This window comes from Acidipropionibacterium jensenii DSM 20535, assembly GCF_000425285.1.
Lineage (GTDB): Bacteria > Actinomycetota > Actinomycetes > Propionibacteriales > Propionibacteriaceae > Acidipropionibacterium > Acidipropionibacterium jensenii.
Genome location: NZ_AUDD01000002.1, coordinates 20,842 through 35,394 on the forward strand (window position 1 = coordinate 20,842; position 14,553 = coordinate 35,394).

The 14,553-nt window shown below is 70.6% G+C and carries 15 protein-coding genes; 12 read left to right on the top strand and 3 right to left on the bottom strand.

The window, feature by feature from the left end:
* Nucleotides 1-87: 87 nt before the first annotated feature.
* From pstC to rpmB, 4 genes are all read left to right on the top strand, one after another.
* Nucleotides 88-1,131, top strand: coding sequence for a phosphate ABC transporter permease subunit PstC (gene pstC, locus H590_RS0101280; RefSeq protein WP_084149179.1), 1,044 nt, complete (start codon nt 88-90; stop codon nt 1,129-1,131).
* Nucleotides 1,128-2,147 carry a phosphate ABC transporter permease PstA gene (gene pstA / locus H590_RS0101285; protein ID WP_097798342.1) on the top strand — a complete coding sequence of 340 codons (1,020 nt, stop codon included), beginning with the start codon at nt 1,128-1,130 and terminating at the stop codon, nt 2,145-2,147. Before pstC ends, pstA begins: the two co-directional genes overlap by 4 nt.
* A gap of 46 nt (nt 2,148-2,193) precedes the next feature.
* On the top strand, nt 2,194-2,970 hold the full coding sequence (gene pstB, locus H590_RS0101290; protein WP_028702125.1) for a phosphate ABC transporter ATP-binding protein PstB: 777 nt from the start codon (nt 2,194-2,196) through the stop codon (nt 2,968-2,970).
* A 423-nt stretch (nt 2,971-3,393) separates the two neighbouring features.
* On the top strand, nt 3,394-3,669 hold the full coding sequence (rpmB, locus tag H590_RS0101295) for a 50S ribosomal protein L28 (RefSeq protein ID WP_051238043.1): 276 nt from the start codon (nt 3,394-3,396) through the stop codon (nt 3,667-3,669).
* Between the two features lie 480 nt (nt 3,670-4,149).
* Here rpmB and H590_RS0101300 read toward each other — a convergent pair whose 3' ends face one another.
* Entirely contained in the window at nt 4,150-4,395 is a 246-nt protein-coding gene (locus tag H590_RS0101300) for a type B 50S ribosomal protein L31 (RefSeq protein WP_028702127.1), read from the bottom strand.
* Nucleotides 4,396-4,678: 283 nt separating this feature from the next.
* Between H590_RS0101300 and rpmG the strand changes: the two genes are divergently transcribed.
* From rpmG to rpmF, 3 genes are read left to right on the top strand one after another with little or no spacing between them, the layout of a single operon-like run.
* On the top strand, nt 4,679-4,849 hold the full coding sequence (gene rpmG / locus H590_RS0101305; RefSeq protein ID WP_028702128.1) for a 50S ribosomal protein L33: 171 nt from the start codon (nt 4,679-4,681) through the stop codon (nt 4,847-4,849).
* Entirely contained in the window at nt 4,849-5,154 is a 306-nt protein-coding gene (rpsN, locus tag H590_RS0101310; protein ID WP_028702129.1) for a 30S ribosomal protein S14, read from the top strand. The genes rpmG and rpsN overlap by 1 nt, the downstream gene beginning before the upstream one ends.
* Before the next feature lie 4 nt (nt 5,155-5,158).
* Nucleotides 5,159-5,329: a 50S ribosomal protein L32 gene (rpmF, locus tag H590_RS0101315; protein WP_028702130.1), complete on the top strand. Its 171-nt coding sequence runs from the start codon at nt 5,159-5,161 to the stop codon at nt 5,327-5,329.
* A gap of 73 nt (nt 5,330-5,402) precedes the next feature.
* Here rpmF and H590_RS0101320 read toward each other — a convergent pair whose 3' ends face one another.
* Together H590_RS0101320 and H590_RS19270 are read right to left on the bottom strand one after the other, a co-directional pair.
* Nucleotides 5,403-7,142 (bottom strand): ABC transporter ATP-binding protein, encoded by a 1,740-nt coding sequence (locus H590_RS0101320; RefSeq protein WP_028702131.1) that lies wholly within the window; start codon nt 7,140-7,142, stop codon nt 5,403-5,405.
* On the bottom strand, nt 7,139-8,923 hold the full coding sequence (locus tag H590_RS19270) for an ABC transporter ATP-binding protein (RefSeq protein ID WP_051238044.1): 1,785 nt from the start codon (nt 8,921-8,923) through the stop codon (nt 7,139-7,141). Before H590_RS19270 ends, H590_RS0101320 begins: the two co-directional genes overlap by 4 nt.
* Nucleotides 8,924-9,472: 549 nt before the next feature.
* On the opposite strand from H590_RS19270, the gene H590_RS0101330 reads away from it, so the two are divergent.
* The 5 genes from H590_RS0101330 (at nt 9,473) to H590_RS0101350 (ending at nt 14,542) form a co-directional block, all read left to right on the top strand.
* Nucleotides 9,473-10,567, top strand: coding sequence for an iron-siderophore ABC transporter substrate-binding protein (locus tag H590_RS0101330; protein ID WP_126412761.1), 1,095 nt, complete (start codon nt 9,473-9,475; stop codon nt 10,565-10,567).
* Between the two features lie 5 nt (nt 10,568-10,572).
* Nucleotides 10,573-11,640 (top strand): FecCD family ABC transporter permease, encoded by a 1,068-nt coding sequence (locus H590_RS0101335; protein WP_232020919.1) that lies wholly within the window; start codon nt 10,573-10,575, stop codon nt 11,638-11,640.
* A 240-nt stretch (nt 11,641-11,880) separates the two neighbouring features.
* Nucleotides 11,881-12,675 (top strand): FecCD family ABC transporter permease, encoded by a 795-nt coding sequence (locus H590_RS14235; protein WP_232021292.1) that lies wholly within the window; start codon nt 11,881-11,883, stop codon nt 12,673-12,675.
* Nucleotides 12,672-13,583, top strand: a complete 912-nt coding sequence (locus tag H590_RS14240; RefSeq protein ID WP_051238047.1) for an ABC transporter ATP-binding protein — start codon at nt 12,672-12,674, stop codon at nt 13,581-13,583. Before H590_RS14235 ends, H590_RS14240 begins: the two co-directional genes overlap by 4 nt.
* Complete coding sequence (locus H590_RS0101350; protein WP_051238048.1) at nt 13,580-14,542, top strand: siderophore-interacting protein; 963 nt, start codon at nt 13,580-13,582, stop codon at nt 14,540-14,542. The genes H590_RS14240 and H590_RS0101350 overlap by 4 nt, the downstream gene beginning before the upstream one ends.
* The last annotated feature ends 11 nt before the right edge of the window (nt 14,543-14,553 follow it).

A 14,553-nucleotide genomic window follows, 5' to 3' on the forward strand; every position in this document is an offset into this window, starting at 1 on the left:
CACCCGCCGATGTGCCACTGTTGACGTCGGACGGGTCTCACCGGGCACGGTCCCGTCGTGTCGGATCCCGCTTGAGGAAGGAAATCCATGGCCGAACCGAACGCCGTCGCGCAGTCCCACGGCCCGGCGTCCCCGCACGCCGCGGGCCAGCCCGACCCGCACCCGACCAGGGTGCAGACCAAGCCGCCGTCCAGGGTCGGCGACCGGATCTTCTCCGGCACCTCGGCCACCGTGGCGATCCTGCTGGCCGTCCTGGTGGTGCTGATCTTCGCCTTCCTCGTGAGGTCCGCGATCCCGGCGCTGCAGGACAACGAGTCGAACTTCTTCACCACCCGCACCTGGTCCACCGACAGTTCCCCGCTCAACTTCGGGATCGCAGCGATGGCCTGGACCACCGCCATCTCGTCGATCATCGCGCTGGCGGTGGCGGTGCCACTGGCCATCGGCATCGCCCTGTTCATCACCCAGATGGCGCCTCCTCGGCTGGCCGGTCCGGTGGCCTTCGTGGTCGACCTGCTGGCCGCGGTGCCCTCCATCATCTTCGGCCTGTGGGGCAGCATCGTGCTCAGTCAGGCCGGTTTCCTGGAGTGGATCCGTTCGGTGCTGGCCACCCTTCTGGGCTGGATCCCGATCTTCCGCGAGACACCCAGCTGGACCGATGTGAGCGGAACCGTCTTCCTGGCCTCCACCGTGCTGGCGATCATGATCCTGCCGATCATCACCGCCACCAGCCGTGACATGATGGCCCAGACCCCCACCGACCAGATCGAGGCCAGCCTCGCCCTGGGGGCCACCCGCTGGGAGGTCATCAAGATGGCCGTCCTGCCCCACGCCCGGTCCGGGATCATCTCCGGATCGATGCTCGGTCTGGGACGGGCCCTGGGCGAGACCCTGGCCGTCACCCTGATCCTCCAGCAGGTCAGCCAGATGCAGCTGCGTCGGGCCTTCGACCCGTCGATCTTCACCGGCGGCGACACCTTCGCCTCCAAGATCGCCCGCGACTTCCCCGAGGCCCTCAACGATCCCAAGTCCCTGGGCGCCCTGGTGGCCTCGGGCCTGGCCCTGTTCGTCATCACCTTCTTCGTCAACGGCGCGGCCCGAATGATCGCCGAGAGAGGGGTCAAGCGATGAGCTCCTCATCCCCCCACGACTCGAAGACCGCCCCCGGGACGCCGAACGGCGTCGCCGCCGGTGCCGGTGCGAACGCAGGGGTGAGCGCAGGTGTGAGCGCCACCGCAGGTGCCGGTTCAGGCGCGACCGCCGGAGCGCCCGCACCGCGTCTGGACCTCTCCCGGCCCTCCGCATGGCGGACCGCCCGCAACGGATTCGCCTCGGCCTTCATGGTCCTGTCCACCCTGCTGGCCGTCGCACCGCTGGTGTGGGTGCTGTGGTCTGCGATCAGCAAGGGGATCGGATCCCTGCTGCGCGCGTCCTGGTGGACCAATGCGATGGACGCCGCGGACCAGGCCAAGTGGGGCGCCCTGCACGCCATCCTCGGCACCGTGGAGATCGGCCTCATCACCGCCGTCATCTCGGTTCCGATCGCCCTGCTGACCGCCATCTACCTGGTCGAGTACGCCCGCGGCACGAAGATCGCCAGGGTGATCAGCTTCGCGGTCGACGTGCTCACCGGAGTCCCCTCGATCGTCGCGGCACTGTTCATCTTCGCCCTGGTGGTCACCACCTTCGGCAGCCACCAGTCGGCCTGGGCGGCGTCCCTGGCCCTGGTGATCCTCATGGTGCCGACCGTGCTGCGGTCCACCGAGGAGATGCTCAAGCTGGTGCCCGACTCGCTGCGCGAGGCCTCCCTGGCACTGGGCGTCTCGAAGTGGCGGACCATCGTCTCGGTGGTGCTGCCCACCTCGATCTCGGGAATCGCGACCGGCATCATGCTCGGGCTTGCCCGGGTGATGGGAGAGACCGCACCGCTGATCGTGCTGCTGCAGTTCAACCAGTACCTCACGGTGAATCCGAACACCCAGACCTTCGCCACCCTGCCCACCATCATCTCCAACGCGTACACCCAGGGATCGGCCGACACCCCCACCGTGTGGGGCGCCGCGCTGACCCTCATCGTCCTGGTGATGGGGCTCAACATCATCGCCAAGGCGATCTCCCGCCGCTACCTGCGCCGAATGGGCCGGTGACCGCCTCCCTCGCGGATGCGGCGACGACCAGAAGAAAAGGACTGACATGGCCAAGAGGATCGAGGTCAAGGACCTCAACATCTACTACGGAGACTTCCACGCCGTGGAGTCGGTGGAGCTCACCGTCGAACCGCGCACGGTGACCGCCTTCATCGGGCCCTCGGGCTGCGGCAAGTCGACGGTGCTGCGCACCCTCAACCGGATGCACGAGGTGATCCCGGGGGCCTACTGCACCGGACAGGTGCTGCTCGACGGGGCGAACCTGTACGGCAAGGGGGTCGACCCGGTGGCGGTGCGCCGGACCGTGGGGATGGTCTTCCAGCGGGCGAACCCCTTCCCCGCGATGTCGATCCGCGACAACGTGGTGGCCGGGCTGCGCCTGACCGGGGCGAAGAACAAGAAGGCCCTCGACGAGGTGACCGAGCGGGCGCTGCGCGGGGCGAACCTGTGGGACGAGGTGAAGGACCGGCTGGACCGCTCGGGAGCCTCCCTGTCGGGTGGCCAGCAGCAAAGGCTGTGCATCGCCCGAGCGACCGCTGTGGAACCCGAGGTGCTGCTGATGGATGAGCCCTGCTCGGCCCTGGACCCGATCTCCACCCTGGCGATCGAGGACCTCATCAATGAGCTGAAGGAACGCTTCACCGTTGTGATCGTCACCCACAACATGCAGCAGGCGGCGCGGGTCTCCGACCGGACCGCGTTCTTCAACCTCAAGGCTCAGGGCGAACCGGGCCGCCTGGTCGAGATCGACTCCACCGAGAAGATCTTCTCCAACCCCACCCAGAAGTCCACCGAGGACTACATCTCGGGCCGCTTCGGGTGATCCGACCCTCTGGAGGTCGGCAGCCGGACCGGATCCGGTGATCCGACCCGGCACACGGATGAGATCTGCCATGTACGGCACCGGCAGCCGGATAATCCACTCGCCACCCACCAAGATGGCAGAACTCAACCTCGGACCTGCTGAACGCGGTCCACAGCCAGCTCCGCCAGGCAATCGCAGAGTTGAGATCTGCCACATACGGAGCACCGGATGGATAGTCCAGAGCCCGCACTCTCCGGTGGCAGATCTCACTGGGATCCGTGGGATCCAGCCCGCTGTGCCCATGGCCGAAAGCACCTGCGACGGTGAAGCCCCGAGCTCCATCGCCTGTTCGAGTCTCTCGTGGGACCGACCCCCGAAGCCCACCGCAACGCCCGGCTCCCAAACGACTCGAGTTGACCGGGGATCGATACCGCGCATTATATGCGAACGATTCTCATTACTGTTTCGATTGGAGATCTCACGTCTCGTCGCTGCCAGGTCCGGGCCACGCGCCCCGGCTACGGAAACTCGGTGTCCCACTCCCAGCGCCACACCCGTCGCCGCTGGGAGCCCAACCTCCAGACCACGCGCTACTGGGTGCCCTCCCTGGGCCGCCGGGCGAAGCTGCGGCTCACCCCCAAGGGGATGAAGATCATCGACTGCCGCGGGATCGACGCCGTGATCACCGAGATGCTCGCCCGAGGCGAGAAGATCTGACAGGAAGGCCGTCCAGTCTCGCCCCGGATCACACAGCAGTGCAGCCCTCGAGGCCCCTTCGGGGCACCCCGACCCACCGGACAACATGGCCAGGGCCGCTTGATCCACTCAGGGGCACCCCGACCCGCCGAACGATCCTCTTCAGGGCCACTTGAGCCACTCCGAGGCGCTCCGGCCCAATGAACAAGCGTGCTCAGGGCCGCTTTGAGCCACTTCGGGATGCCTTCGGGGGCGCCCCAGGGAGCTGCGCCGGTGAGTTCTGCCACCTGCAGTGCGGGGCGCTGGATAGTGCACGCGCCGCAGGCACAGTGGCAGATCTCATCCCGCGACCGCCCACTCCCGAGCCACAGCCAACCCTGCAGCGCGGGCACAGAGACGAGTTCTGCCACCTACGGGGCACCGGATGGATAATCCGATGCTCACCCTGTAGATCGCAGAACTCGTGGATAGGCGGACATCGCTGCCCGCCGACCGAATAGGTCAGTGGCGCCCGTAACGGCGGTTGAACTTCTCCACGCGGCCGGCGGTGTCGATGACCTTGGCCTTGCCGGTGTAGAAGGGGTGGCTGGCCGAGGAGATGTCGACGTCGATGACCGGGTAGGTGTTGCCGTCCTCCCACTCGATCGACTTCTGCGAGTTCGCAGTGGACCGGGTGAGGAAGCTCATCCCGGCAGAGATGTCGCGGAAGACCACCGGTCGGTAGTCGGGGTGAATGCCGTTCTTCATGACGCTCTGCTTCCTGGCCCCGTGGGGCACTGTGTTCTGTCGGTTCCAGCCGTATTGTACTGATCTTGTCGAAAACTGCCGACTGCGGTTCAGGGCAAGCCCCGGCGCGGACCCGGTGAGACTACCCCCACATGCCGTCCCGCCGCAGCCGGCGCCCCCGGAACCTGCCCCGTTTTCCAGGGTCCGGCTTGCCCCAGGGCCGACCCTGAGGCAGTATATGAGAATAGTTCTCAACAGAGTCTATGGGAGGTGCCTCGCCGGCACCGCGAGAGGAGACGGCCCGATGGCCAAGAAGAGCAAGGATCTGAGGCCGATCATCAAGATGCGGTCGACCGCGGGCACCGGGTACACCTACGTCACCCGCAAGAACCGGCGGAACTGCCCCGACCGGCTCGTGCTGCGCAAGTTCGACCCGATGGTCGGTCGCCACGTCGAGTTCAAGGAGGCCCGCTGATGGCCAAGAAGTCCAAGATCGTCAAGCAGCACAAGCGGGAGGTGCTGGTCGCCCGCCATGCGGAGCGCCGGGCCCAGCTGCGCGCGGCCCGCAAGGACGAGAGCCTGTCCATGGAGGAGCGGCTGGCCGCATCCCGAGAGCTGGCCAAGCTCCCCCGCGACTCCAGCCCGGTGCGACTGCGCAACCGCGACGCCATTGACGGCCGGCCGCGCGGATTCGTCGGCAAGGCCGGGATCAGCCGCGTGAGATTCCGCGAGATGGCCCACAACGGCGAACTGCCCGGCATCACGAAGTCGAGCTGGTGACACCATGGCCGTTCCCAAGCGCAAGATGTCGCGTTCCAACACCCGCCACCGCCGCTCCCAGTGGAAGGCGGAGGCTCCCCAGCTGGTCCCAATCGTGGTCGAGGGCCGTCAGCTGCGGGTCCCCCGCCACCTGGTGAGGGCCTACCAGAGGGGCCTCATCAGCCCCGACGACTGATCAACCGGACTCCCCTCGGCCCTGCGCAGACCACTGCGCAGGGCCGAGTCGCGTCCACCCGGTAGGAGCACCTTCAGCCCCTGGCCACCAGCCGCGACAGCGGTCCGTCCCCGGCGCGGAGCCGACCGGCCATCCCCTGCTCCACCATCCTGCCGGCGTCCAGCACGATCACCGGGGAGTCGTCAGGGACGAGATCGACCCGGTGGGTGATCTCCAGCACGGTCATTCCCCGACGCCATCGGGCGACGCCGGCGCGGACCCGTTCGGCGGTGGGGGCGTCCAGCTGGCTGAGGGCCTCATCAAGCACCAGCACCTCGGGACCGGCCACCAGTCCGCGGGCGATCGCGATCCGCTGCAACTGGCCCCCGGAGACCCCGGATCCCCGACCGGTCATCGGCGTGTCGAGCCCCTGGGGCAGTCCGGCCGCCCAGTCCTCCAGGCAGACGGCGGCCAGGGCGCGCTCCAGCAGCCGCGCATCGGCCTCCGGACGCGCCAGCCGCAGGTTGTCGGCCAGGCTCCCCGAGAACAGCACCGGATGCTGGGGCACCATCGCCACCCGGGAGCGCAGCTCGTCCAGGCTCATCGCCGAGACGTCGACCCCGCCCAGCCGCACACTCCCGGAGTCGACGTCCCAGCCGCGCAGCAGGAGTCCGGCGAGGGTGGACTTCCCCGATCCCGACACCCCGACCACCCGGGTCCAGGAGCCCGGCTCCGCCGTCAGGCAGACGTCGTCCAGAGCCGTGCGACCCCCGCCGGGGTAGCCGAAGGACACCCGATCGAGAACGATCCGCGGGTCCTGGCCGCCGCCCACCAGGGAGTCCGGATCGACGACGAGGGGTGTCGCGTCGATCACCTCGCGCACCCTCTCGGCGGCGGCCAAAGAGTCGTCGAGACCCTGGACGAAGTCGTCGATCCCGCGGGCGGGGGTCCACAGGCCGATGCCGACCGCCAGAGCCGTCAGCATCGACTCCCAGCCGGCCCCGCAGAGTGGCGTCACCACGACGACCGCCACGAGTCCCGCGGGTTGGACGGCGGCGATGATCCCGGCGCGCACCCCGGCGAGGGCGCCCGAGCGGCCGCGCAGCGAACCCAGCCGGCGGTCGGCGGCCTCCAGGGAGGCCATCCGGGCCGGTCCGGCGTTGAGGGCCAGCACCTCGCGGACCCCCTGCAGGTCGTCACCGAGCTGGGCGGCGACCTCCCCGCGTCCGGCAGCCACCCGTCGGGCGGCCCGCCAACTGAGGGATGCGCCGATGACCGGCACCACCAGCACCACCAGGACCGAGGCCGCCAGCGTCAACGCGAGCACCCCCGAGGTCCCCGCCAACCAAGCCAGCGCGAGAACCGGCACGAGGACGGCGGAGACCGCCGGGGGCAGGGTGTGGGCGAAGAACACCTCGATCCGATCGATGTCGCGGGTGGCGCGCTCGGTGAGTTCGGCCCCGGCGCGCCCGGTGGTCGCCGCGGGGGCCTGGGGGACCAGACGCGAGAAGAACAGCTCACGCAGCCGCTGGAGGCAGCCGAAGGCCACCCAGTGTCCGCAGTACTGCTCGAGGTAGCGCAGCACCGCCTTCGCCAGCGCCACCCCGGCCATCGTCAGGCCGAGGGCGAGCAGCTGCGTGTGGCTCGGGCTCCCGGTTGACGCATCGCCGATGCGGGCGACCGACACGACGGCCCGGGCGGCGATCACCAGCAGCGCGACGCCGGCCAGCTGGGAGGCGATCCTCGCCACGGCGGCGATCCCCAGGACGGGCACCAGTCGTCGGGTGTGTCCCACCAGCCAGCCGACCAGTGACCTTCTCGAGGACGTGCTCATCGGCCCTCCTGGAGCTCTGCGAGGTTGATGACCCGGTCGGCGGACAGGATCGCCTGCGGCCGGTGGGCGATGAGCAGCACCGTGCGGCCCTCGGCCAGTCGCCGCAGGGCCGCCAGGATCTGGGCCTCGGCGGCCAGGTCGACCCCGGAGGTCGGTTCGTCGAGGATGAGGATCGGGGCGTCGCGCAGCGCGACCCGGGCGATCGCCAACCGCTGGGCCTGACCGCCCGACAGGGTGCGGCCGCGCTCTCCCACCGGGGTCTGGAGGCCAAGAGGCATGGCGCCCACCTCCTCGGCGAGCCCGGCCACCCCCAGGGCTGCCCACAGGTCGGCCTCGGAGGCCTTCGGGGCGGCCATCCGGAGGTTGTCGGCGATGGTGCCGAGGAACAGGAAGGGGCGCTGCTCCACAACGGCCAGTCTGGACCGCAGCTCCCGGGGGTCGGTTGTGCGGGTGTCCATCCCGTCGACCCGCACCGTCCCCGATGCCGGTGTGAGATGGCCCTGGACAAGGGCGCTGAGGGTCGACTTGCCGATCCCGCTGGGGCCCACCAGAGCGACGGTCTCGCCGGGATCGACCCGGATGCTCACCCCGGTCAGGACCGGGCGACCGGGGGTCCAGGATGCGCTGACATCGTCGAGCTCCAGGGCCGGACGCCGGGGGTCCGGCGACGTGGTCTCTGCGGTGGGGGCCCGCAGCGAACCGCCCGTTGCGGGAGCCTTGCGCGACCGATCGCCGGCCGCGGTGGAGTCCCGGGGTGACCTGCCGGCCGCGGTGGAGTCCCGGGGTGACCTGCCGGCCGCGGTGGAGTCCCGGGGTGACGTGCCGGCTGAGGTGGGCACCCGGGGCGAGGCACCCGTCGCCGTCCCCCCTCTGGAGGCGGGGCCTCCGGTCTCCAGGTGACGACGCAGGATGGCCTGATGGGCGCGTCCGACGACCCCGATGTAGAAGAACTGGCCGACCACGTCGACCGGCCCGATCACCAGGATCGTCATGAGGACCACGGCGATCCCCTGCCCGACCGACAGCTGTCTCGAGGACACCCGGGCCACCGCGAGCACTCCTCCGGCCACCACCACGGTGAGCGAGAAGGCGGCGTCGACCACCAGGATCAGCAGCTGGTTGCCGGCCAGCAGCCGCATCAGGGACCGGCGGTGCTGCTCGCCCCGGTGCGCGAGTCGGGCGGCGGTCCGGCCGGCGGCCCGCGCGTAGACCAGGGTGTCCAGCCCCTGGAGGGCCTCCAGGAAGGCCGCGGTGAGCCGGGCCTGGGAGCGCCGGTAGGCGGCCCCGACGGGACGGACCAGACGTCGGAAGCCGCCGATCGCCAGGGGCACCAGCACGATGAGCGCGGCAAGCCGTAGCGCGATGCCGGGAGAGATGGTGACCGCCATCACGGTCAGGACCAGCAGCGGGGTGGTGATCGACCCGACGATCGGCCCCAGGAAGCCGGCCCGGTAGTGGGCGGTGCGCTCCATGGAGGTGGTGGCCATGGACAGCAGTGCTCCGGTGCGCCGGCGGGTGCCGGTCGGCCCCATCTGCAGGACCCTCGACATCACGGCCTGGCGCAGTCGTCGCTCGGTCGAGGAGGCCGCCCACTGGGACAGCCATTGGCCGACTCCGACCCCGGCACCGGCGATCACCGCCAGCACGGCGCACTCCAGCACGCCGCGCTGTGACATCCGACCGCCGGCCGCAACCCGATCGACCCCCTCGCCCAGCAGTGCCAGCAGCATCGCGGTCGCGGCAGCGGCGATCCAGCTCAGTGCGATCGAGCAGGCGATCACCCATCGGGGGGTGGCGGCCCGGATGATCCTCCCCGGCCCCCGGGGACCGGGCGGACCGCCGGGATGACCTGCAGAGATCGCACTGCCGGGATGCCCAGCAGAGGTCGCGCTGCCGGGATGCCCAGCAGGGTGAGCGCCCCCGGCGGCATGAGGACCGCCCACGTGCGGATGTGGGGATGCCTGCGGATGCCCGGATCCATGCCCGTCTCCGGGGACAGCGACCCCGGGTCTCATCGGTGTGCTCATGCGATCCTGCGGGCGGTGGACATGACCCCATTCTCACCCCTGGTGCCACCCGGGGCACCTCCGGCCGGCATCGGAGTGGGTCCCGGCGGGTGCATCTGCGCTTGTCAGCGGTTGCTCAACCAATTAGATGAGGTTAGGCTCACCTAATTGTCGGGTGATGAGGAGTTCCTCCCCCGTCCGACACCCGGCCCAGCCTGGCACTCAGCTCTGCCCGACAGCACGTCCTGCCCGTTCCTGCGGAGGCACGCGCCGCCAGACAGCACAGCGACCCGTCGACATCTTCTCAAGGAGCCCGTGAACCCCGTGTCCCACCGTTCCCCTCTCACCACGCCGCTCAGCCGGCGCCATATTCTCTCCACCGCTCTGGGCGGCACCGCGCTGCTGGCCCTGTCGGCCTGCGGCGCCACCGACTCCTCGTCGGGATCCTCCGCCTCGCCCTCCGGCTCCCCGGCCTCCGGCACGGCCCCCACCGACTCCTTCCCGGTCAGCATCACGCACGCCTGGGGCAGCACCACCATCCCCAAGGCCCCGACCCGGATCGCCACCACCGGCTGGAGCGGCGAGGACGCCGTGCTGTCCCTCGGCGTCCTGCCGGTCGGAATGCCCCGCGCCAACTACGGGCAGGTCGACAAGAACGGCATGCTCGCCTGGACCGCCCGCGCGGTGACGAAGCTCGGCGGCACCGGCGACAAGCTCCCGAAGGTCTACGACGAGACCGACTCGATCAACACCGAGGCGATCTCCGACACCGAGCCCGACCTCATCCTCGGCATCTCCTCGGGGGTCACCAAGGAGCAGTACGCCACCCTCTCCGAGATCGCCCCGACCATCCCCTACACCTCGAAGATCCCCTGGGGAGCCACCTGGCGCGACGTGATGCGCGTCACCGCGAAGGCGATGGGACGCACCTCCGCCGGCGAGAAGGTGATCGCCGACTGCGAGCGGACGATGGTCTCGGCGATCGCCAAGTACAAGGGGCTGAAAGGCCGCTCGGCGGCGGTGATGTGGTTCGACCCCAAGAAGCTGTCCACCCTCACCATTTACACCACCGGTGACGCCCGACCGGCCTACCTCACCGATCTCGGGTTCACCACCCCCGCCTCGGTCGCCAAGCAGTCCCAGGGTGCGGCCTTCTACAAGGAGATCTCGGCCGAGAACGCCGACGTCTACTCCGACGTCGACATCATCGTCTCCTACGGCGACCCGAAGACCCTGCTCCCGCTCCTCCAGAAGGATCCGCTGATCTCGCGGATCCCGGCGGTCAAGCGCGGCTCGGTGGCCGTCATCGAGGACAACTCCGAGCTCGCCTCGGCGGTCTCCCCCTCGGTGCTGTCGATCCCCAGCCAGGTCGGCCCCTACGCCGCCGCCCTGGCACGGGCCGCGGAGAAGCTGAGCTGACCCCGGTGGCCCCCACAGCGCCACCCGCCCCGGTCCGGACCAGCCGGGCGAACCGCCGGTCGACCGTCCCGGTGGGACGCCGGCGGGCCCGGCTGTGGGGGCTGGCAGTGGCGCTGGTCGCCCTGGTGCTGGCCTGCGCGGCCTCGGTGGCGGTGGGCTCCCGGTCCGTCCCACTGGGCCAGGTCTGGTCGGCACTGACCGACCCGTCGGTGCACACCTTCGCCGCCGAGGCGGTCCGCACCCGGGTCCCGCGCACCGTCCTGGGTCTGCTGGTGGGCGCCGCGCTGGCGGTCTCGGGGGCCCTCATGCAAGCCATCACCCGCAATCCGCTGGCCGATCCCGGGATTCTCGGGGTCAACGCTGGTGCCGCCGCACTCATCGTCATCGGGATGGCCTACATCGGCCTGGACACCCCGGGCCAGTACATCTGGGCGTCGATCCTGGGCGCCTCGGGCGCCGCCGCCGCGGTCTGGGGGATCGGCTCGGGGGGACGCGGCCGCCCCAGCCCGCTGCGGCTGGCCCTGGCGGGGGCCGTGATGGCTGCCGTGCTCACCAGCGTCACCCAGGCTGTGCTGCTTCCCCGCGCGGAGCTGCTGCAGACCTTCCGGTCCTGGCAGGCCGGCGGGATCGACAGTGCCCGGTTCGACCAGATCGTCGAGGTGCTGCCCTTCTTCGTCGTCGGAGCCGGGCTGGCCGCCTTCTCCGGTCGGGCCCTGAACTCACTGGCCCTGGGGGACGAGATGGCCGCCGGCCTGGGCGTGCGGGTCGGCCGGGTCAGGCTCCTGGTCGCCGCCGCATCGGTGCTGCTGGCCGCCGCCTCCACCGCCCTGGCCGGGCCGATCGGCTTCGTGGGGCTCATCGTCCCGCACGCCGTGCGCGCGATCGTCGGCGCCGACAATCGCTGGGTGCTCGCCTGGAGCGTCGTGGTGGGACCCCTGCTGCTGCTTCTCGCCGACGTCCTGGGACGGATCATCACCCGGCCCACCGATGTCCAGGTGGGCATCGTGATGGCGATCATCGGCGCCCCGGTGTTCATCGCCCTAGTGCGCAGCCGCCGGATGGGGGAGCTGTGAACAGCACCGCGGTCCAGGCCGATCTGGTGCGGTCCCGACGCCGCCGCCGGCAGCAGCGCCAGATCCTGGTGGTCGTCGTCCTGATCGTGATGGTGGCGGCCCTGTTCCTGACCTGCCTGTGCGTCGGGGAGCGCATCTACTCGCCGAGCGAGGCGATCCGGGTGGTCCTCGGACAGAAGGTGCCGGGAGCCTCCTTTCACCGTCGGGCGCCTGCGGCTGCCCCGGGCCCTCGCCGGACTGCTGGCCGGGGCCGCATTCGGGGTGGTCGGCGCCTGCTTCCAGGTGCTGCTGCGCAACACCCTGGCCAGCCCCGACATCATCGGCATCACGGCCGGGGCCAACACCGCCGCGGTGGCCGGGATCATCCTGGTCGGCGCCTCGGGGCTGGCTCTGACCGGGATGGCGGTGGCCGGCGGACTGCTCACCGCACTCGCCATCGCCGCCCTGGCCTGGCAGGGTCGCGGGGCCACCTCCCGGCTCATCCTCATCGGTATCGCGGCCGGTGCGATGTTCGACGCCGCCACCATGTGGGTGATGATCGGCGGCAACCAGTACGACATCCAGGCGGCCAGCCGCTGGCTCACCGGCAGCCTCAACGGGATCCGGCTGTCGGATCTGACGCCGCTGGTCGCGGTGCTGGTGGTCGGCCTGCCGGGGATCGCGGTGCTGGCCCGCCCGCTGGACACCATGAGGCTCGGGGAGGACGCCGCCGCCGGTCTGGGGGTCCGGGTCCGGGCCACCCGGCAGGCGATCATGCTGGTCGGCGTCGTCATCCTGGCCACCGCCACCGCGACCACCGGGCCGATCGCCTTCGTCTCACTGCTGTGCGGGCCGATCGCCGCCCATCTGGTCGGCCACGGCCGGTCCTGCCTGCTGCCGGCGGCCCTCGTCGGGTCGGCGATGGTGCTGGGTTCGGACCTCATCGCGGCCCATCTGCTGGTCCACAGCTACCCGGTGGGAGTGGTCACCGGGATCGTCGGCGGCAGCTATCTCATCGTCCTCATCATCAGACTCACACGCAGGGAGACGGCATGACCGATCACGACTTCTCCGCCGAGGCGGTCACCGTCGGGTACGGCGAGCGCACCGTCATCGAGGCCCTCGACCTGACCGTCCCCGACCACCGGATGGGCGCCATCATCGGACCCAACGGATGCGGCAAGTCCACCCTGCTGCGCACCATGGCCCGGCTGCTGAGGCCCTCCTCCGGGGCCGTCCTGCTGGACGGTCGGATGATCCACCAGATGCCGACCCGGGCCGTCGCCACGGTGCTCGGTCTGCTGCCCCAGTCGCCCACCTGCCCCGACGGGATCGTGGTCGAGGACCTGGTCTCCCGCGGCCGGGCCCCGCACCGCGGCACCTTCGCGCGCTGGACGGCCGTCGATGACGAGGCGATCGCCTCGGCGATGGCGCTGACCGGCACCGCCGAGCTGGCCACCCGTCCGGTCGACGAGCTGTCGGGGGGCCAGCGCCAGCGGGTCTGGATCGCGATGGCGCTGGCCCAGCAGACCGACCTGCTGCTGCTGGACGAGCCGACCACCTATCTGGATCTGGCCTACCAGATCGACGTGCTGGAGCTGCTCGCCGAGCTCAACCGCAGCACCGGCACGACGGTGGTGATGGTGCTCCACGACATCAACCTCGCCGCCCGCTACTGCGACTGGCTGGTGGCGATGCGGGAGGGGACGGTGATGGCCCGGGGACGTCCCGCCGATGTGGTCACCCAGGACACCATGACCCGGGTCTTCGACCTGGACACCCGGGTGATCACCGACCCGGTCAACGGCTCCCCGATCGTGATCCCGCTCGGCAGGGCGCGTCCGGCCCCGCAGCAACCCGAACAGCCGGAACAGCCAGAGAAGCCGGAACAACCAGAGAAGCCGGGACAGCCGGCCCCGGAGGACGGGCCCTCGCAGCAGACCGGGAACCGGGGCGCGGCATGAGCACTCCCGACCCGCACCCGGTGCCCACCGGCGGCTTCCGGCCCTACCGGGTCAGGGTCGCCGCCCGGCAGCGCCTGAGCCCCCACTTCATCCGCCTCGAACTGGCCGGCGAGGATCTCGACGTCTTCGGCACCGACCGGCTCGACCAGCGGATCAAGCTGCTGCTGCCCAACCCGGACGGGTCCTGGTGCGACCTGGGACTCGACGACGCCGGGGCGCTGGAGTCCGGCGACTGGTACCAGCGGTGGCTGGCCGCCCCGGACTCCGCGCGCAATCCGATGCGCACCTACACGGTGCGCGCCATCGACCCGGGACGCCGGATGCTGACCGTCGACGTGGCGATTCACGGACCGGCCGGTCCGGGCTCACGGTTCGCGCTGGCCTCGGGAATCGGCGATGAGCTCGTGGTGGTCGGCCCGGACTCCCGTTCACCCCACTCGGGGCTGGGCATCGACTTCCATCCGGGTGCTGCTCCGGAGATCCTGCTGGCCGGCGACGAGACGGCGGCCCCGGCGGTCTGCGCCATCCTCGAGGGAATGGCCGCGACGGCCGGACCCGACCCGTCCCGGGGACGCCGGGTGCACGCCTTCCTGGAGATCCCCCAGGCCGACGACGCCCTGCCGGTGGAGGTGCCGTCCGGGTCACGGCTGCACTGGCTGGCCCGGGAGGCCGAGCCCGGCCGCGCCCTCATCGCGGCGGTGGAACAGTTCTGCCGGGACCGTCCCGAGGTGATCGGCACCGACCACCCGGCGGCCACGGCCCTGGAGGACGTCGACGTCGACCGGGAGCTCCTGTGGGAGGCGCCCCAGGCCTCATCTGGGGGCCGCTTCTACGCCTGGGTGGCCGGTGAGGCCGGCACCGTCAAGGCGCTGCGCCGGCTGCTGGTCACCGATCACGGTGTCGACCGCGGCCAGGTCGCCTTCATGGGCTACTGGCGGGCCGGCCGCCAGGAGGGTTAGGCCCCCGGGCA